At 68.5% G+C, this 17853-nt stretch carries 11 protein-coding genes; 9 read left to right on the top strand and 2 right to left on the bottom strand.

Annotated features, from left to right (window positions below):
- The first annotated feature begins 13 nt into the window (after positions 1 to 13).
- The 4 genes from MRY80_RS20830 to MRY80_RS20815 all read left to right on the top strand — a co-directional run bounded on the left by MRY80_RS20830 (position 14) and on the right by MRY80_RS20815 (position 7397).
- Positions 14 to 3352 carry a transglutaminase family protein gene (locus MRY80_RS20830; protein WP_293293137.1) on the top strand — a complete coding sequence of 1113 codons (3339 nt, stop codon included), beginning with the start codon at positions 14 to 16 and terminating at the stop codon, positions 3350 to 3352.
- 21 nt (positions 3353 to 3373) lie between these two features.
- On the top strand, positions 3374 to 5773 hold the full coding sequence (locus MRY80_RS20825) for a circularly permuted type 2 ATP-grasp protein (RefSeq protein WP_293293136.1): 2400 nt from the start codon (positions 3374 to 3376) through the stop codon (positions 5771 to 5773).
- Positions 5774 to 5782: 9 nt separating this feature from the next.
- Positions 5783 to 6661, top strand: coding sequence for a transglutaminase family protein (locus MRY80_RS20820; RefSeq protein WP_293293135.1), 879 nt, complete (start codon positions 5783 to 5785; stop codon positions 6659 to 6661).
- 73 nt (positions 6662 to 6734) lie between these two features.
- Positions 6735 to 7397, top strand: a complete 663-nt coding sequence (locus tag MRY80_RS20815) for a peptidoglycan recognition family protein (RefSeq protein WP_293293133.1) — start codon at positions 6735 to 6737, stop codon at positions 7395 to 7397.
- Between the two features lie 15 nt (positions 7398 to 7412).
- On the opposite strand, the gene MRY80_RS20810 is transcribed toward MRY80_RS20815, so the two are convergent.
- Positions 7413 to 8495 carry a caspase family protein gene (locus MRY80_RS20810; protein ID WP_293293131.1) on the bottom strand — a complete coding sequence of 361 codons (1083 nt, stop codon included), beginning with the start codon at positions 8493 to 8495 and terminating at the stop codon, positions 7413 to 7415.
- Positions 8496 to 8797: 302 nt separating this feature from the next.
- Here MRY80_RS20810 and MRY80_RS20805 point away from each other — a divergent pair, with 302 nt between their 5' ends.
- The 5 genes from MRY80_RS20805 to MRY80_RS20785 all read left to right on the top strand — a co-directional run bounded on the left by MRY80_RS20805 (position 8798) and on the right by MRY80_RS20785 (position 15916).
- The gene (locus MRY80_RS20805; RefSeq protein ID WP_293293130.1) at positions 8798 to 11404 is read left to right on the top strand and encodes a CHAT domain-containing protein; all 2607 of its coding nucleotides are present in this window, start codon (positions 8798 to 8800) and stop codon (positions 11402 to 11404) included.
- 132 nt (positions 11405 to 11536) lie between these two features.
- Entirely contained in the window at positions 11537 to 12370 is an 834-nt protein-coding gene (locus MRY80_RS20800) for a hypothetical protein (protein WP_293293128.1), read from the top strand.
- Positions 12371 to 12476: 106 nt separating this feature from the next.
- Positions 12477 to 13232 (top strand): hypothetical protein, encoded by a 756-nt coding sequence (locus MRY80_RS20795; RefSeq protein ID WP_293293127.1) that lies wholly within the window; start codon positions 12477 to 12479, stop codon positions 13230 to 13232.
- A complete protein-coding gene (locus tag MRY80_RS20790) occupies positions 13229 to 14674 on the top strand; it encodes a type IV secretory system conjugative DNA transfer family protein (protein ID WP_293293126.1) in 1446 nt (481 codons plus the stop codon). The genes MRY80_RS20795 and MRY80_RS20790 overlap by 4 nt, the downstream gene beginning before the upstream one ends.
- 45 nt (positions 14675 to 14719) lie before the next feature.
- Positions 14720 to 15916, top strand: a complete 1197-nt coding sequence (locus MRY80_RS20785) for a serine hydrolase (protein WP_293293124.1) — start codon at positions 14720 to 14722, stop codon at positions 15914 to 15916.
- 3 nt (positions 15917 to 15919) lie between these two features.
- Here the strand turns inward: MRY80_RS20785 and MRY80_RS20780 are convergent, their stop codons facing one another.
- On the bottom strand, positions 15920 to 17665 hold the full coding sequence (locus MRY80_RS20780; protein WP_293293123.1) for an ABC transporter ATP-binding protein/permease: 1746 nt from the start codon (positions 17663 to 17665) through the stop codon (positions 15920 to 15922).
- Positions 17666 to 17853 lie beyond the last annotated feature (188 nt).

Raw genomic sequence — 17853 nt, 5'->3', positions numbered from 1 at the left:
AACCGTCGGATTTATGTCGATCAAGGCCGCCATTCACCATCTCACCCACTATCGCTACGATCGTCCGGTGTCGCTCGGCCCGCAGATCATTCGCCTGCGCCCGGCGCCGCACAGCCGCACCCGGGTCATCTCGCATTCGCTGAAGGTCGGCCCCGCCGAGCATTTCGTGAACCACCAGCAGGATCCCTACGGCAACTGGCTGGCGCGCTTCGTCTTTCCGAAGCCGGTGCGCGAACTTAAGATCGAGGTCGATCTCGTCGCCGACATGACGGTCTACAACCCGTTCGATTTCTTCATCGAGGAAAAGGCGGAGGACTTCCCCTTCGAGTATGACGACGACCTGCGCCCCGACCTGGTCATCTACCGCTCGCCGGAACCGGCCGGCCCGCTCCTGAAGAAGTTCATCGCCTCGATCGACCGGACCCCGCGGCGCACGATCGACTTCATCGTCGAACTCAACACGCGGCTTTCCAACGAGATCGACTACATCATCCGCATGGAGCCGGGCGTCAACACGCCGGAGGAGACGCTGAAGATCGGCAAGGGGTCGTGCCGCGACACCTCCTGGCTCTTGGTCCAGACGCTGCGCCACCTGGGCCTCGCCGCGCGCTTCGTCTCCGGTTACCTGATCCAGCTGAAGCCGGATCTCGTCGCGCTCGACGGGCCGGCGGGCACGGATCACGATTTCACCGACCTGCATGCCTGGGTAGAGGTCTATCTGCCGGGCGCGGGCTGGATCGGGCTCGATCCGACCTCCGGCCTGTTGACGGGCGAAAGCCACATCCCGCTGGCGGCGACGCCGCATTACCGCAACGCCGCGCCGATCTCCGGCACCGCGACCTATGCCGAGGTCGATTTCTCCTTCGACATGACGGTCAGGCGCACGGCCGAACATCCGCGCATCACCAAGCCGTTCTCCGACGAGGCGTGGACCGCGCTCGACGATCTCGGGCGCAAGGTGGATGCGTCGCTGGCCGCGGGCGATGTCCGGCTCACCATGGGCGGCGAGCCGACCTTCGTCTCCATCGACGATTTCGAATCGGAGGAATGGAACACCGACGCCGTCGGGCCGCACAAGCGGGCGCTCGCCGACCAGCTGATCCGCCGGCTGCGCGACCGTTTCGCGCCGGGCGGGTTCCTGCATTACGGGCAGGGCAAGTGGTATCCCGGCGAAACGCTGCCGCGCTGGACGTTCTCGCTCTACTGGCGGCGCGACGGCAAGCCGATCTGGCGCGACGCCGACCTGATCGCCAGGGAAGAGGGCAAGGGCAAGGCCACGCCGAAGCAGGCCGAGGCGCTGCTCGCCGCCATGGCCGAGGAGCTGGGCGTCGAGACCGGCCACATCGCGCCGGCCTATGAGGACACGGCGGAGTGGATCCTGCGCGAGGCCAACCTGCCCGACAATGTGACGCCGGAGAATTCCAAGCTGGAGGACGCGGAGGAACGCCACCGCATCGCCCGCGTCTTCGAACGCGGCCTGACCGAGCCGTCGGGCTTCATCCTGCCGATCCAGAGCTGGCAGTCTCGCTCGGTCGATGCGCGCTGGCGGTCGGAGAAATGGCGCACGCGGCGCGGCAAGATCTTCCTCGTGCCGGGCGACAGCCCGGTCGGCTACCGCCTGCCGCTCGGCTCGCTGCCCTATATTCCGCCGTCTCAATATCCTTACGTCAACGTCGCCGATCCGACGGAACCGCGCGGACCGCTGCCGGATCTGGCCGCCTCCGACGAGATCGCCGCGCAACAGGGCGGCCACGCGCAGCCGGTCGCGTCGTTCACCTCCCGCAGCAACGTGCAGAACGTCATCGCGCAGGACATCGGCGAGATCGGCGGGGCGATCCGCACCGCGCTGGCGATCGAGCCGCGCGACGGCCGTCTCTGCGTCTTCATGCCGCCGGTCGAACGCATCGAGGATTATCTGGAACTGGTCGCAGCGGCCGAAAAGGCGGCGAAACGGCTCAAGCTTCCGGTCCATATCGAAGGCTACGCGCCGCCGACGGATTCGCGCATGAACGTCATCCGCGTCGCGCCCGATCCGGGCGTGCTGGAGGTCAACATCCATCCGGCGGCGAACTGGGAGGAATGCGTCGCCACCACCGAGACGATCTACGAGGAGGCCCGCCAGACGCGGCTCGGCGCCGACAAGTTCATGATCGACGGCAAGCACACCTGCACGGGCGGCGGCAACCACGTCGTCGTCGGCGGGGCGACCACGATGGACAGCCCGTTCCTGCGCCGGCCGGACCTGTTGCGCAGCCTGATCCTGCACTGGCAGCGCCATCCGAGCCTCTCCTACCTGTTCTCCGGCCTGTTCATCGGCCCGACCAGCCAGGCGCCGCGCATCGACGAGGCGCGTCACGACGCCTTGTACGAATTGGAAATCGCGCTGGCGCAGATCCCGCATCCGGGCGCCGGCGTGCCGCCGCTGCCCTGGCTCACCGACCGGCTCCTGCGCAACATGCTGACCGACGTGACCGGCAACACCCATCGCGCCGAGATCTGCATCGACAAGCTCTATTCGCCCGACGGCCCGACCGGCCGGCTGGGGCTGGTGGAGTTCCGCGGCTTCGAGATGCCGCCCAATGCGCGCATGAGCCTCGCCCAGCAGGTGCTGATCCGCGCCCTGATCGCGCGGATGTGGCACAGCCCGGTGGGCGGCAACCTGACGCGCTGGGGCACGGTGCTGCATGACCGCTTCATGCTGCCGCATTTCGTCTGGGACGATTTCCTCGACGTCCTGCGCGACCTGCGCGAGCACGGTTTCGATCTGCGGCCCGAATGGTTCGAGGCGCAGGCCGAATTCCGGTTCCCCTTCTGCGGCGCGGTCGATTACGAGGGCGTGCACATGGAATTGCGCCAGGCGCTCGAACCCTGGCACGTGCTGGGCGAGACCGGCGCGATCGGCGGTACGGTGCGCTACACCGACAGTTCGACCGAACGCCTGCAGGTCAAGCTGGTGACGACCGATCCCGACCGCTACATCGTCACCTGCAACCGGCGCCGCGTGCCGCTGCAGAAGACCGACACCGGCGGCGTCGCGGTGGGCGCGGTGCGCTACAAGGCCTGGCAGCCGGCCATGGCGCTGCATCCGGTCGTTCCCGTGCACACGCCGCTCACGCTCGACATCTTCGACACCTGGACCGGCCGCGCGCTGGGCGGCTGCGTCTATCATGTCGCGCATCCGGGCGGCCGCAGCTACGACACCTTCCCGGTCAACGGCTACGAGGCCGAGGCGCGCCGTCTTGCGCGCTTCGAAGCGCACGGCCATACTGGCGGCGTATACGCGCCGCCGCCGGAAACGCCTCATCCCGAATTCCCGATGACGCTGGATCTCAGGCGGCTTCCGGGAACCTAGGGCTGATCCGAAGCCATGACCATGCAGGGCGAACGCGCCGCTGAGAGTTCCGTCGAGCGCCTGCTCGCCGGGTACCGGCGGCTGGAAGACGTGCCGGACGAGCTGATCGGCTCCGACGGCGCGATCCGTCCCGTATGGACCGATCTCATCGGGGCGCTCGCCGACATGGAGACCGACGAATTGTCGGCCCGCATGGCGCGCGGCGACCAGTATCTGCGCGACGCCGGCGTCTTCTACCGCCACTACGGACCGCAGGACACGGTGGAGCGCGACTGGCCGCTGAGCCACATGCCGCTGCTGATCGACGAGAACGAGTGGAACGGCATCGCCGAGGGGCTGATCCAGCGCGCCGACCTCCTGGAACAGGTCGTCGCCGATCTCTACGGGCCGAACAGGCTTGTTGCCGACGGCCACCTGCCCGCGCCGTTGGTCGCCGGCAACAAGGAGTGGCTGCGCCCGCTGGTCGGGGTGACGCCGCGCTCCGGCCATTTCCTGCACTTCCTCGCCTTCGACATCGGTCGCGGTCCGGACGGCGACTGGTGGGTTCTCGGCGACCGCACGCAGGCGCCGTCGGGCGCGGGCTTCGCGCTGGAGAACCGGATCGCGACGGCACGCATCTATTCCGACATCTTCAGCCGGCTGAACGTCGAGAGGCTGGCCGGGTTCTTCCGCGATTTTCGCGACACGCTGCTCGATCTGCGCCAGAGCGACGACAGCCGCGTCGCGATCCTGACGCCGGGCCTGCACAACGACACCTATTTCGAGCACGCCTATATCGCCCGCTATCTCGGCTTCATGCTGCTGGAGGGCGAGGACCTGACGGTGCGCGACGGCCGGCTGATGGTGCGCACCGTCGCCGGCCTGTCGCCGGTCAGCGTGCTGCTGCGGCGGCTCGACGCGAATTGGTCGGATCCGCTGGAACTGAACGAGGCGTCGCGGCTCGGCACGCCCGGCATGGTCGGAGCCATCCGCAGCGGCTCGGTGACGATGGTCAACGCGCTCGGCTCGGGCGTCCTGGAAACGCGGGCGCTGCTCGCCTTCCTGCCGCGCATCAGCGAGGCGCTGACGGGCGAAAGGCTGAAGCTTCCCAACATCGCCACATGGTGGTGCGGCCAGTCGCGCGAGCGCGAGCACGTGAAGGCGAATGCCGCGCGCATGACGATCGGCGACGCGTTCGCCACCGGGCTTCCGTTCGATCTCGACGAACTCTCCGTGGTCGGCGGCGCGATGTCGGGCGAGGGGAAAGGCGCGGTCGAAGCGTGGATCGACGCCAATGCCACCCGCCTCGTCGGTCAGGAAGCGGTTACCTTGTCGACCGCGCCGGCCTTCGTCGACGGCATGCTCGTGCCGCGCCCGATGAGCCTCCGCCTGTTCCTCGCGCGCACCCACGACGGCTGGCGGATCATGCCGGGCGGGTTCGCCCGGATCGGCCATTCCACCGACACGCCGGAACTGGCCATGCAGCGCGGCGGGTCTGTCGCCGACGTCTGGATGGTCAAGTCCGGGCCGGTCGATCAGGACACAATGCTAACGCAGCCGGTCGCGCCTTTCGTGCGCAGCCAGCCCGGCGTCCTGCCAAGCCGGTCGGCCGACAACCTGTTCTGGCTCGGCCGCTACGTGGAACGCTCCGAGACCATGATCCGGCTGACGCGTGCCTACCATGTCCGGCTGGCCGAGACGGCGTGGCCGGACGCGCCGCTGTTGAGCGATCTGGCCGGCTATCTGGTCCTGTTCGGAAACGAGCCCGACGGCAGTTTCACCGAGAGCATCCGAACGGCGCTCGATTCCGCCTCCACATCGGCGAGCAATGTGCGCGACCGGTTCTCGCTTGATGGTTGGCTTGCGCTTACCGATATCGACAAGACGATCCATCGCATCGCCAGCACCGCCACGCCGGGCGACGACCTGGCGCGCGGCATGGGCGTGCTGCTGCGCAAACTGTCGGGCTTTTCGGGCCTCGTGCACGAGAACATGTACCGGTTCACCGGTTGGCGCTTCCTCAGCATCGGCCGGGCGCTGGAGCGTGCCATCGCCATGACGAACCTGCTCGCCCGATACGCCGATCCGGCGGCGCCCGACGGCGCCTTCGATCTGGCGCTTGAGGTTGGCGACAGTGCGATGTCGCATCGCAGGCGCTACGCGGTGGCGACCAATCGCGAGACGATCATCGACCTCCTCGCCATCGATCCGCTCAATCCGCGCTCCATCGTCCACCAGTTCGACCAACTGCGCGAGCATTTCGGCTACCTGCCGGGGGCCGAGCGTCATCGTCCGACCACCGAGTTGCAGCGCGTCATGCTGAAGACCCATGCGGCGCTCGCCACCCACACGGCCGAAACACTCGACACGGACGCGCTGCGCGAAGTCGGCGCGGACATCGCCGCCTTGTCGGGCGAACTCGACCGCACCTATTTCCGGTAGGGGGCGCCGATGCTGTACGACGTCACCTTGAAGATCGGCTACGACTATCCCGACATGGCCGATGTCGGCCGGCACCTGGTCCGGCTGATGCCGGCGGACCTGCCGGGCGAGCAGCGCGCGATCGCCGGCGTGATGAGCGTCCGGCCGCAGCCGCAGGAGCGCATCGACAGGATCGACTTCTTCGGCAACCGCGTCACAGAGCTGTTTTTCGACCAGCCGCATGAATCGGTCGTGTTCGAGGTGCAGGCCCGGGTCGAATGCCTGACGCCCGGCCCGCAATTCGACATGTCGCCGTCGCTCACCGGCCTGGCGGACGAGATCTGGGCCTATCGCAACGTGGGCCCGGATTCGCCGCATCATTTCACCGGCCCGTCGGACCGGGCGCCGATCGACCGCCGCACGACCGGCTATGCCAGAAGCGTCATCGACGCCAAGGCGAGCACGCTGGAAAACGTCACCGCGATCAATCGCGCGCTGCATCGCGACATGCGGTTCGATCCCGACGCGACGACGGTGGACACGCCGATGCTGGAGGCCTTCGAGCGGCGGCACGGCGTCTGCCAGGATTTCTCGCATGTGATGATCGCCTGCCTGCGCGGTATCGGCGTTCCGGCCGGCTATGTCAGCGGCTTCCTGCGCACGATCCCGCCGGAAGGCGAGGAACGGCTGGAAGGCGCCGACGCGATGCATGCCTGGGTCCGGGCATGGTGCGGATCGGAAACCGGCTGGGTCGAGTTCGACCCGACCAACGCCGTTCTGGCCGGCGAGGATCACATCGTCGTCGCGCGGGCGCGCGACTATTCCGACGTCGCGCCGGTCAAGGGCGTGTTGCGCACGGCGGGCGCCCATTCCAGCTCGCAGGCCGTCGACGTCGTTCCGGTGGCGTAAGAGGCTGCCACATCCCGGTCATTGTCGCGTGGTGTCGTGTCGGGGCCGAAGCGACGATCAATGGGGAGACAAGATGCGCCGGACCTTCACCCGCGACCTCGTGCTCTTGGCCGGACTGGCTGCGCTTCTCGTTCCTGCGACCGCCTGGTCGCGCGAGGTCGGCGCCAAACGCGATCCCGCCACGATCCGGGGCATCGTGCTGCACTCGATCGGCGGTCCGGCCTGCGTCAAGGGCAAGGTGCATTACCAGACCATCCAGAAGCGCCCGGACGACGCCGAATTCTGGCGCGGCATCCTGGCGCGCGGGAAAAGCGCCGACGTGCATTACGTGGTCGGCAGAAGCGGAACCGTCTCATCGCTGATCGCCGAGGACGAGATCGCCTTTCACGTGGTCGGCAACAATGACGACACGATCGGCATCGAGATGGTCAATTCCGGCAGTGGCGAGGAGGCATTTCCGCAGGCGCAGGTCGATGCGGTGATCGACCTGGTGCGCAAGATCAGGGAGCGGAATCCGACGATCGCGCTGCGCAATGTCGTCACCCATGCCGTGCTCGACCAGCGCACCTGCGAATGCGCCGGCAAGACCTATCCGCGGCGGCCCGATCCGGGCGCGGCGTTTCCCTTCTCCAAGCTGATCGGGGCGGTCACGCTGCCCGGCGAAACGGCGGAGACCGGGCCGGACCTCAAGGTGCTGAGCGGCCCGGCGAAGGCGCGCCTGTGCGTCACCCGATAGGAGCGTGATCGGTCGTCAGCAGCCGGCCTGGATCTTCTCGACATAGGCCTGTCCGCCGATGATGCGCATCGTCACGTTGGCCGTCGTCTCGCAGACGCCGCCACCCGGCCGGCCGTATCGATAGTGCACGCTGACGATGGTCGAACTGACCGGGCTGATGTCGAGGACCTGCAGGGGCGAACTCAGGCTGCGGTAGAACCCTGAAATGCCCTCCGGGCTGTAGGCGGCCAGCGTGCGCTTTTCGGGCACGACGAGGGAACTGGCCGCGTAGCCGTCGGCGAGCGACAGCGCGCCGTAGAAGCGCCGCGCGGTCTCGACCGCGAGATTGGCGGCCGACGGGGTGCTCGGAAGGTTCGCCGGCACGAAATGGAACTGGCCCTCTATCGGCGAGCTCGACGTCCAGGGCTGCTGTTCGTAGCCGGTCACTTTCGCCACCTGCACGCCCACCCGGTTGAAGGTGTCGAAGAGGTTGAGGCCGGGCGTCTGGATGCTCTCGGCAAGGGCGCTGGTGAACGGGCTGTTCTTTCCGTGCCCGTCCAGCGCGACATTGCCGGGCTGGGTGGCGAACGAAATCAGCGTGCCCCTCGGCGCCCGCATCTGCGCCAGCCCGCTGGGCGAGGCCCGTGTGCTGTTTGGAAACGGATTGTTGCGGCACGCGTCGAGGATCATGATGTTCAGCCGGCTTTGAACATCCGACATCTGCGCGAGGACCGTCTGCGCGTTCAGCATCTGCAGCGGCACGTCGGCCGACTTGCCCGGATTGGCGTCGATCGGCACGAGGTAGTTCTGGCCGCCCAGTTCCATGCCGTGGCCGGCGTAATAGAACAGCGCGACGTCGGCGCCGACGGAGGCGTTGCCGAATTGCTGCACGAGCTGTTCGAACCGGGATTTGCCGAGATTGACCTGCGCGCCGCCCCCGACCAGTTCAAAGCCCAGCCGGCCGAGCGTGTCGGCCATCAGATAGGCGTCGTTTTCCGGATTGGCGAGGCGTGAGACGCTCTGATAGGCGGCGTTTCCGACCACCAGAGCCACCCGCCTGGCCGCGTTCGCCTGGAGCTGTCCGCTCAGGACAACCGCGATCGCGGCGGCAAGAACCATCAACACTCGGGACACTGAAACGCGCATTCGCCTGCCTCTTCCGGAAGAATTGGTGCCTCGCATTATGCACAGAATCGGCGCGCGGTCCTCAGCCTTCGGCCATTTTTGTCGCAGCGGGGGAGCGACCCCGGAAAGCCGCACCGGGAGGCGATGATCGCGTTAGCGGCATTTTGCAAGCCTCCGGCGGCTCCCCACTTTGCGGAGGGCCACTCATGTGGCGGCGATGCGACCCGGCGGTTTCGCGCAACCGTGAGTGGCGATATCGTGCCGGCATAACGACGACATTGCTGGTCTCGCGATCATTGACAGACACATCGACATCCGAAGACCTCGCGACGCGCGCCGAAGAGGCGCGGTCGGCGGGGGATGCCGGCCAGGCGGCGGATCTCGCCCGCCGGGCGCTCGCCCTCCGGGACGACACGTCCGGCGACGGATGGCACATCGCCTATCGGTGCCTGGCCATGATCGGCTGGACCGCAGGCGACCTGACGGAGGCCGAGCGGCAATTCGACCGTGCGGTCGAGCATCGCCGGCGCGAGGATCCCCGATCAGTGCAAGGCCTGGTCGCCGCGCTCGATGACCTGGCGATTGCCCGCTACTATTGCGGCTTCGCGGGCTCGGCGCTCGAGTTGCGGCGCGAGGCCTGCCGCCTGGCGGAATCGCGGCCGGCCACCGATCCGCAAACGCTGCGCCGCGTGCGCCGCCGTCTCGCCCAGTCGTGCCAGTCCTTCGGTTATCTGGAGGAAGCCGAGTCGCTTTACCGCCAGAGCCGGCCGGAGGACACGGATTCCGTCGAAGACCGGATCGGCTGGACGAACGCCATGGCGCTGGTCGCCGAGGACAAGGGCGACGTCGCCGGCTCGGCGCGCTGGTTCGACGCCGTCATCGACATCCTCGACACCGTCCAGGCCGCCGAGGGCCTCGCCGCCGCGCTCGGAAACGCCATCGCGGCCCGGCTGGAGCTCGGCCAGGAGCGCGAAGCGGCCGCGCAGATGCGCCGTCTGCGCCATGTCTGCCGCACCGACCGCAAGCTCGCCTCGCAGCTGGCGCTCGCCGACAGCCGCATCGTTTTTCTGACCGGCCGCCGGCGCTTCGACGCGGCGGTCGGCGTGGCGCTTTCCAACGAGGGCCGCATCCGCGCGGCGATGGGCGATCGCGTGCCGGCGGACCGGATCGCCACGCGGGCGATGCTGCTCAGGCTGGGCGGCCGGCCGGCGGAGGCGATCCGCCTGATCGGCGACCACATGCCGCTGCCCGGCAAACGCACCGCCGACCATCTGGCGCTGATGGTCGAACTGGCGCATCTGGACCTGTCGCAGGGCGCGCACGATGCCGCCCGCGCGCTGCTGTTCGAGGCGATGGACTTCGACATCGGAGATGTCCGGCAGGAGCGCAAATGGTGGCTGTTCTCGCTTCTCGCCGACGCCGCCCAGGCCGCGGGCAAGCCGCGCGCGTCGATCCTCCTCGGCAAGTTCGCGCTGATCCATCTGCGCCGGTCGGCGCGCGGGCTCGACACGCCGGAACTCGACGGCTGGCTGCGGCCCCGCATGGCGACCTACACCAAGATCCTCAACCGGCTGACACGGGCGGGCCGCGATCCGGAGGCCGTCCGGCTGCAGCTGCGGCGCACGCAGGAACTGTCCTTCGATCTCGCCTCGCGGCGCAGCGCGAGCGGCGTGGCGCTCGAGGACATCCCGTTTCGCCCGGGCGAGGCCCGGTTGTGGGCGCGCTACCAGACGCTGGCCGAAGAGCTTCGCCCCCGCCCGCCGCCTGTCTTGCCCGCCGGAACGCCGGACCGGAGCGAACGCGTCCGCGCGTTTCTCGAAGACATTTTCGAGGAGCGCTTCGATCGCGTCGCCGCGGCCCCGTCGACGCAGCCTGAGACGGTGCGGCCCGGCGCCCATCCGCTCCTCACCTACCTTCCCTGCGACGACGACCGGTTGCGGGGCGTGCTGTTGTCGCCGGACGGCGAGACGCCGTTCGATATCGCGGCGTCCGCGGACGAGATCGCCGGGGCGATCCGGTCCTTGCGGCATGCCTTCGACAGCGCGTCATCCGCCTGGAAGGCGCCGTCGCGCGCGCTCCACGACGCCATGATCGCGCCGGTGGCGGACCGCATCGCCGACTATCCGCGCATCGACATCGTCGCGTCCGGCATGATCGGCTACGTGCCGTTCCCGGCGCTGCATGACGGCCGTCGCTTCCTGGTCGAAACGGTCGCCACCGCCTTGCGGACAGGGCAGCCGCCGGTCCGCCGGCCGGAACGCGTGTCGGGCGCCTGGAAAACGGCGGCGTTCGCAACGACGGCGGACAACGAGGTTCCGGGCACGGTTCCCGAAGCGCAGGCGATCGCCGTTCTGAGCGGCAACGCGGCCTTCATCGAGCAGGATTTCACGCCCGCGGCCCTGAAGGCGGCGCTCGCGAGCGGGATCAACCTCTTGCACGTCGCGACGCATTTCACTTACCAGCCCGGCAGGCCGCATCATTCGCGCCTGCTCTTCGGCGACGGCAACTGGCTGTCGCTGGCCGAGATCGCCGGCGAAGCCTTCGATTTCTCGGGCCTCGACCTGCTGGTCCTGTCGGGCTGCGAGACCGGCATTTCGGATGCGCTGGATCTCGGGCTGGAAGGACTGGCCGGCCTGCTGCAGGCCAAGGGCGCGCGGCAGGTCATCGCGACGCTCTGGCGGATCAGCGACGACGGCGCGCGGCGGCTGATGGCGGATTTCTACGATCTCCTGTTGTCGGGACAGGAAACGGACCCCGTGCTGGCGCTCGCTCGGGCGCAGCGGATTCGCATCGATGCGATGCGCGGCGTTCCGGGGCGCGGACCGTGCGGCGGCGGCATCGGCGCGCGCCGGAGCCTGCCCGATCCGGGAGAGTGGGCGGGTTTCGCCGCCTTCACCCGATAGGGGCTGCGGGAATGGTCAAGGCCGGTCAATCCGTCATGAATGTCAAGAACCGCGCAGCATGGTCAATGTCCGCCCGCCGGGCGTGGTGCTAGGCATTTCAAAAAGCCGCATGGCGCGGGAAGGAACGGAACGATGCCGCTGCACGACAAGGATTTTGGCAAGAAGCTCCTGGCGATGGAGCAGGCCGTCGGCTTCCGTTTCCCGCCGGCCGACTTCCGCAACACCTTTCTGGCGACGCTCCTGCACACGACGCCGGAGACCATGAGCCGCAAGAAGAAGGGCGAACGCCGCGTCACCGACGCCGACTGGAGCGTCCTGACGGAGTATTTCGATCTCGCGCGCTACGGGTTCGAGGCGGGTATGTTCGCCGAGGAACTGCCGTCCTTCGAGCAGCGCATGGCGGATGTCGGGCGCCTCGCCCTCGCCGACGCCAAGCCCAACCAGGCATGGCTCGATCTCTACGAACTGGCGACGGGCCCGAATGGCGGCACGCTGCGGATCGACCAGGCGCGCAGGGCCTTGCGCGGCGGCATCGGCACCAAACCGTCGGGAAACAATCTCGTCGTGCTGCATGTCGGCGACGAGGTGACGGTGCGCACCGAGGTGGCGGCGGACGGCTTCCTGTTCCTCCTGAACGGCGAGCGCGGCAAGGAGGCGTCCTGCCTGATGCCGTCCTGTTACGCGCCGGAGATCGCGGTGCGCGGCGGGCGGGTGGTCGTTCCGACCTGCGACGAGTTTCCGCGGTTTCCCGTCGGCGAACCGGCCGCCAGCTACTGGCTTTGCGCCGTCTGGTTCGCCAGCAAGCCCGACCTTTCGCTGATGCGGGGCGCGCCGGGCGACGACGAGCCGCGGGTGCTGTCCCAGGTGGAGCTGATCGAGTTCGCCGCCTGCGCCAGGGCCCTTGCCGACAAGGCGGGCGCGGTCATGGTCGCCATGGCCGATTACGAGGTCCGCAAGCCGGTCTGACGCCGGCCCCGTCCGGGCCAACTCCGAGAAACACGCAATGCGAAGCGCCGCACCGGCCGGGTGGGGCGAAAACCTCAACGCGCGCCTTGAAAAGGAGGTCGCCCCCATGCCCGATTTCAGACCCGTCCACACCGTCGGCGCGGGCATCGCGCCGGAATGGCCCTGCGGTCCGCAGATGAAGGGCCGGTGGCAGGACGTGCCGCCCACCGTCATCGCCGCGCTGCAATCGCAGTCGGCACGCGACGAGGACCGCGGCGCGGCGCCATTGCCGAGCCCGATCCTGCGGATGCGGGCGCTGGCGCTGATTTTCTATCCGGGCTGGTTCCTCGTCGAAGGCCTCGCGCCCTATTCGACGGATCGCCTGGGCGTCTTCGCGATGCTGCTGGGTCCGAACGAATATGTTCTTCTCAACGGCACCAGCCCAGCCATCCACATGACCAGCCACCGCGCGCTCGATCTCGACGGGCAGACGCGCCGGGTCGACCAGTATCTGCGCTTCTTCTCGGGCGCGGTGCGCGGCGAGGCCGGGCCGTTCTGGATCGTCGAGGATCCCGTCGAGGTGGAGCGGGACTTTTCGGTCTCCGACAAGGCGAGGCCCGCCGTGCACGAAACCGTCGCTCCCATTCGCCGGCCAAGGCGCAAGGGCGTCGGATACTGGCGCGTCGCCACCGTGCTCTACGGGGGCAGCCTGTTCACTGCGACCTTCCGGATCGACCGGACCGGCATGGTGGAGATGGTGGACGACACGCCGGTCTCGCAGGACACGATCGCCGATCCGACGACCTATGACGGGTGCTGGCGCGTGCCGAAGACGCCCGCCGGGGCGAAAAGCCGCGCAAACCAGGGGAGCACGAGACATTGAAACACCTCGATCACACCATGTTCGAACAGCGCACGCAGCCGCTGGCGCCGACCCTTCTTGCCCGCCGCCGGACCCAGGCGCGCATGCCGATCGGCTTCAGCGCCGCCGGCGGGGCGGGTGCGCCGGCGGCGGCCCCCCTGGCGCTGCCCGACGACACGCATCTGATGACGGTCGCGCCCACCGGCGCGGGCAAGGGCGTCAACTGCGTGATCCCGACGCTCCTGCAATATCCGGGGCCGGTCATCGTGTTCGACCCGAAGGGCGAACATGCCGCCGTGACGGCGCGCAGGCGCCGCGAGATGGGCCAGGAGGTCCTCGTCGTCGATCCGTTCGGCGTGAGCGGCCTGCCCGCCGCCCGGTTCAATCCGCTTGATTTCGTCGAGCCCGACACGGCCGAGGCGGCGGACGATGCGCGGTTCATCGCCGAGATGCTGATGCCGACGCGGTTCGGCAGCCGCGACGTCTTCTGGCGCAACCGCGCGATGCATTTCCTCACCGTGGCGATCCTGCATGCGGTGACGGATTTCTATCCCGATCACCGCAGCATGGTGACCGTTCGCGACGCCGTTCACCAGATGAGCCGGCGCGCCTCGAAGAACCAGTCCGATCCGGGAAACGCCAAGCTGATGGCGCAACTCGCACTGAAATCGCGCAATCCCGAGGTGGCGCGGCTGAACGAACTGTTCGATCTCGGTTCGATCGAGACGGTCGGCGGCATGCTCCACACGGCGCTGGAAGGCGTGGGTTTCGTGCGCGGGCCGCTGGTCGAGCAGTCGCTGGCGCGCAGCGATTTCATGCTGGACGACGTGACCGAAGGCGCGCCGTTGACGCTCTATCTCGTCCTGCCGCCGCATCTCATCCCCTCGCATGGCACGATCCTGCGCCTCTGGCTGGGCACGCTGTTCGGAGCGATCATGCGCCGCTCGGGCCGGCCGGACCATGCGACGCTGCTGCTGCTCGACGAGGCGGCGCAGCTCGGCCAATTTCCGCCGCTCCGGACTGCGGTCACGCTGCTGCGCGGCTACGGGCTGCAGACCTGGAGCTTCTGGCAGGATCCGAGCCAGCTCATGCAGGTCTATCCGCAGGACTGGCGGTCGCTCGTCAAGAATTGTGGTATCGTGCAGGTGTTCGGGCCGCGCTCGGCCGCCGCCGCCGAAACGCTCGGCCTGTCGATCGAGCAGGAGAGCCACGGCGTCGACTGCGACGGTCCGGACGGCATGTTGATCTTCGAGCAGGGGACGGGGACATTCGCCGACAGGATCGACTATCGCACGGACCCGGCCCTGGCGGGTCTCTATGACGCCAATCCGCTGCACCGTCGGCAGGGCGGCGCCATCCGCCGCTCGCGGGCGCGGATGCCGACGCCGGATGCCGAGCCGACGAAGCCCCCGCAGGACGATGGCTTCAGGCAGGTCTATGATGCGATCCGCTCGTGCATGTGAGGCGGCGGACCCGGCATCCCGCGCCGCCCGCCGGCAGTTGCGCGGGTGAGCCGGCTTCGCGACGAGACCCTCGCGGCCTATCTGGGCGACCTCGACGCCTGGATGTCCGGCGCGTGGCGGGGGAGCGGCGTCGAGACCGTCGGGATCGCGCTGCGCTCGGCCTCCGGCAGCGTGTTCACGCGCATCCATGGCGACGACACGCTCGACCGGCACGGGCAGGGCGCCGCGCCGCTGTTCCGCATCGGTTCCCTGTCGAAGGTCCTGGCCGTGGCGTCGCTCCTCGCTGCGGCGCAGCGCGGCTTGATCGATCTCCACGTCCCGCTCACGCGCCATGTCCCCGAATTGCGGTTTGCGGAGACGAGCCCTCTGGCGGCCACGACGCTGGCGGACCTTGCCGCGCATCGCAGCACCATGGCCCAGCTCGAACTGACGGCCCTGAGACGGCCCGACGGTCGGCACCGTTCGCCGATCCAGCGCATGAGCGAGGCGCAGCTCTTCACCCGGATGCGGCGCGGCAAGGTCAATGGCGCGGGACGGGGCAGGCGGGTGTTCGACTATTCCGATTTCGGCATCGCGATCATCGCGCTGGCCATCGCGCGCGCCTCCCGTTGCGACTACGCCACATTCGCGACCCGCGAGGTCCTGCGGCGGGGCGGTGTCGCCGGCATGTATCCGACCATCGACGCGCTCGGTCCGGATCGCGCCGGGCGCGTGCTGCGTGGTCATGCCGCGCCGGGCCTGCCCGCCGGTCCGGCGTCTCCGCGCCCTCTCGGCGTCCTCGAACCCGCCTTCGGCGCGCTCGCGACGGTCGATGCGCTGACGCATTTCATGCATCTGCTGCTTGGCGGGCGCTTGCTGTCGCCGGCCTCCACCAACAGGCTGTTTCAGGCACGCACGCCGCTCGGGGCCGCGGCGAGAGGCGACGCCTACGCGATGGGTGTCGCGCGCTTCGCCGTGGGGCCGGTCGCCGATGGCGACGCCTGTTTCGGCCATCTGTGCGTCTATGACGGGTTCTGCGGTTTCTCCGCCCACCACCCGGGGACGGGCGTCACCATGTCGATCCTGATGAACGCGACCGCAGCCACGCCCTCGCCGGCCAGCGGCGCGCCGCGCGAACCCAATCCGGGCGGTTTCGTGCGCGGCGTCTTCCACCAGCTCGCCCAGATTGCCGGAGAACCGACCTCGCGCCCGCTGGCCGCCGGTCTGCCGAAGCCGCCGCTCTGGCGGCGCAAATCGCCCTGACGTTCAGCCCTGCGACGATCCGGGCGGCGACGCCGTTTCGACGATCCGCCGGTCGTCGAGCGTGAAGAACCGCGTGTGGCGGGGAATGGCCGCCTGGCGGTGGGCGACGGTTATGATCGTCGTCCGCTCGAGCTCGGTTTCGATGATCTCGTAGACGCGCTGTTCCCAGGCGTCGTCGAGATGGGCCGTCGCCTCGTCGAGGATCAGCCAGTCCGGTTGCTGCAGGATCGCCTTGGCGAGCGCCAGCCTCTGCAGCTCGCCGCCTGACAGGCGGTCGCGCCATGTGTCCGCGCGGTCGAGTTCGTCGCCGAGATGGCCGAGCCCGACGGTTTCCAGCGCGTGGCGGATCGCGTCTGCCGAAAACGTCGTCTCCGCGTCGGGATAGGCGATCGCGCGGGCGAGCGTGCCCGTCGGCATGTAGGGCTTCTGGGGCAGGATCATGAAGCGCCCGTCCGGCTTGCGCATGCGCCCGGAGGCGTGCGGCCAGATGCCGGCGATCGCCCGCAGGAACACCGATTTTCCGACGCCGGACGGGCCCGTGATCAGGACCTTGTCGCCGGGATCGACGCGGATGTCCGCCTCGTCGACGACCGGGCGGCCCTGTGGCAGCCGGACCGACAGGGCCGCCGCCTCCAGCCCGGTGCCGCCGCGCTCCAGGTCGATGCCGTCGGTGTGGCGCGCGGCCTCGCGCTGGGCCTCGACGAAGCCGCGCAGCCGCCGGATCGTGGCGGTCCATTCGGCGATCTTCGCGTAATTGTCGACGAACCAGGACAGCGCCACCTGCACCTGCACGAAGGCGCCGGCGGTCTGGAAGATCCCGCCGAGCGGAATGCGTCCGGCGAAATAGGCGGGCGCCGAGATCGCGAGCGGAAAGACCAGCGCGGCCTGGTTGTAGGCCGAGGTGAAGAAGGTCATCCGCTTCGTCACCGTCATGATGTTCCGCCAATTGGCCGTCACCACGCCGAACAGCCCGGACAGGTTGCGCTTCTCGTTGTCCTCGCCGGCACTAAAGGCGACGCTTTCGGCGTTGTCCCGCACCTGGATCAGGCCGTAGCGGAAATCGGCCTCCGCCTTCTGGCGATCGAAATTCAGGCCGATCAGCCGGCGGCCGAAGAGATGGGTCCCGAGGGTTCCGGCGCCCGCATAGAGGAGCGCGAGCCACACCAGGTAGCCGGGAACGGCGACGCCGAACACCACGATCGTCTCCGACAGCGACCACAGCAGGACGATGAAGGAGACGACCGAGACGAGTGAGCTCAACAGGCCGAGGCCGAGGGTCAGCGTGCCGTCGATGAAGAGGTCGATGTCCTCGGCGATCCGCTGGTCGGCATTCTCGGTGCGGCCGATGCCCAGGCCGCTGACGTAATAATGCCGGTCGGCCATCCAGCGGTCGACGAAGTCATGCGTCATCCATTGCCGCCAGCGGATCTGCAGCGCCTGTTTCAGGTAGAGCAGGTAGACGGTGAAGAGCACGTAGAAGACGAGGATCGGGCCGAAGCCGGGCATCCATGCGTCGCCCGACGCGTCCCATGTGGTCAGGAGGTTGATGAACGCGTCCCAGTCGCGATCCTCCAGCGAGTTGAAGAAAGCGCGCTGCCAGTAGGTGAGCAGCACGGCGATCGCCACCAGCCCGAGATCGAGCGCGATGATCACGGCGAGCAGCAGGAACGCCACCGGGCGCTTGCGCATATCCCAGAACGGGGCGGCGAGCGCGTATGCCGATGAGAGGACGTTGGCCATTGCAGTCATGGAGTTTCCATCGTCTGGCTGAAGCCGGCGGATCGGCGCCGGCGCCCGGGAGGGTCGTATCACAGCGGCGAAACGGTGCGACGGACAGGAATTGACGCGGTTTTGCGCCGCCCCGTCAAGAACCGTCAGGCTTCGCCACGGGCCATCGCGGCCGAACCCGGTTATCGATGTCCGTGTCACCGCCACGA

The organism is Oricola sp. (assembly GCF_022763245.1).
In the GTDB taxonomy this organism is placed as follows: Bacteria; Pseudomonadota; Alphaproteobacteria; order Rhizobiales; family Rhizobiaceae; genus Oricola.
The sequence above is the reverse complement of the archived record's forward strand: the minus strand, read 5'-3'. Positions and strand labels throughout refer to the sequence as shown.

What these genes read in the sequence shown, in the direction of transcription:
- MRY80_RS20810 (WP_293293131.1), bottom strand. Translation starts at nt 8,495, where the DNA reads ATGGTTCTTGCCGCCGCGATCGCGGTTGTCCTGAGCGGACAGCTCCAG.
- MRY80_RS20830 (WP_293293137.1), top strand. Translation starts at nt 14, where the DNA reads ATGTCGATCAAGGCCGCCATTCACCATCTCACCCACTATCGCTACGAT.
- MRY80_RS20820 (WP_293293135.1), top strand. Translation starts at nt 5,783, where the DNA reads ATGCTGTACGACGTCACCTTGAAGATCGGCTACGACTATCCCGACATG.
- MRY80_RS20800 (WP_293293128.1), top strand. Translation starts at nt 11,537, where the DNA reads ATGCCGCTGCACGACAAGGATTTTGGCAAGAAGCTCCTGGCGATGGAG.
- MRY80_RS20815 (WP_293293133.1), top strand. Translation starts at nt 6,735, where the DNA reads ATGCGCCGGACCTTCACCCGCGACCTCGTGCTCTTGGCCGGACTGGCT.
- MRY80_RS20780 (WP_293293123.1), bottom strand. Translation starts at nt 17,665, where the DNA reads ATGACTGCAATGGCCAACGTCCTCTCATCGGCATACGCGCTCGCCGCC.
- MRY80_RS20825 (WP_293293136.1), top strand. Translation starts at nt 3,374, where the DNA reads ATGCAGGGCGAACGCGCCGCTGAGAGTTCCGTCGAGCGCCTGCTCGCC.
- MRY80_RS20795 (WP_293293127.1), top strand. Translation starts at nt 12,477, where the DNA reads ATGCCCGATTTCAGACCCGTCCACACCGTCGGCGCGGGCATCGCGCCG.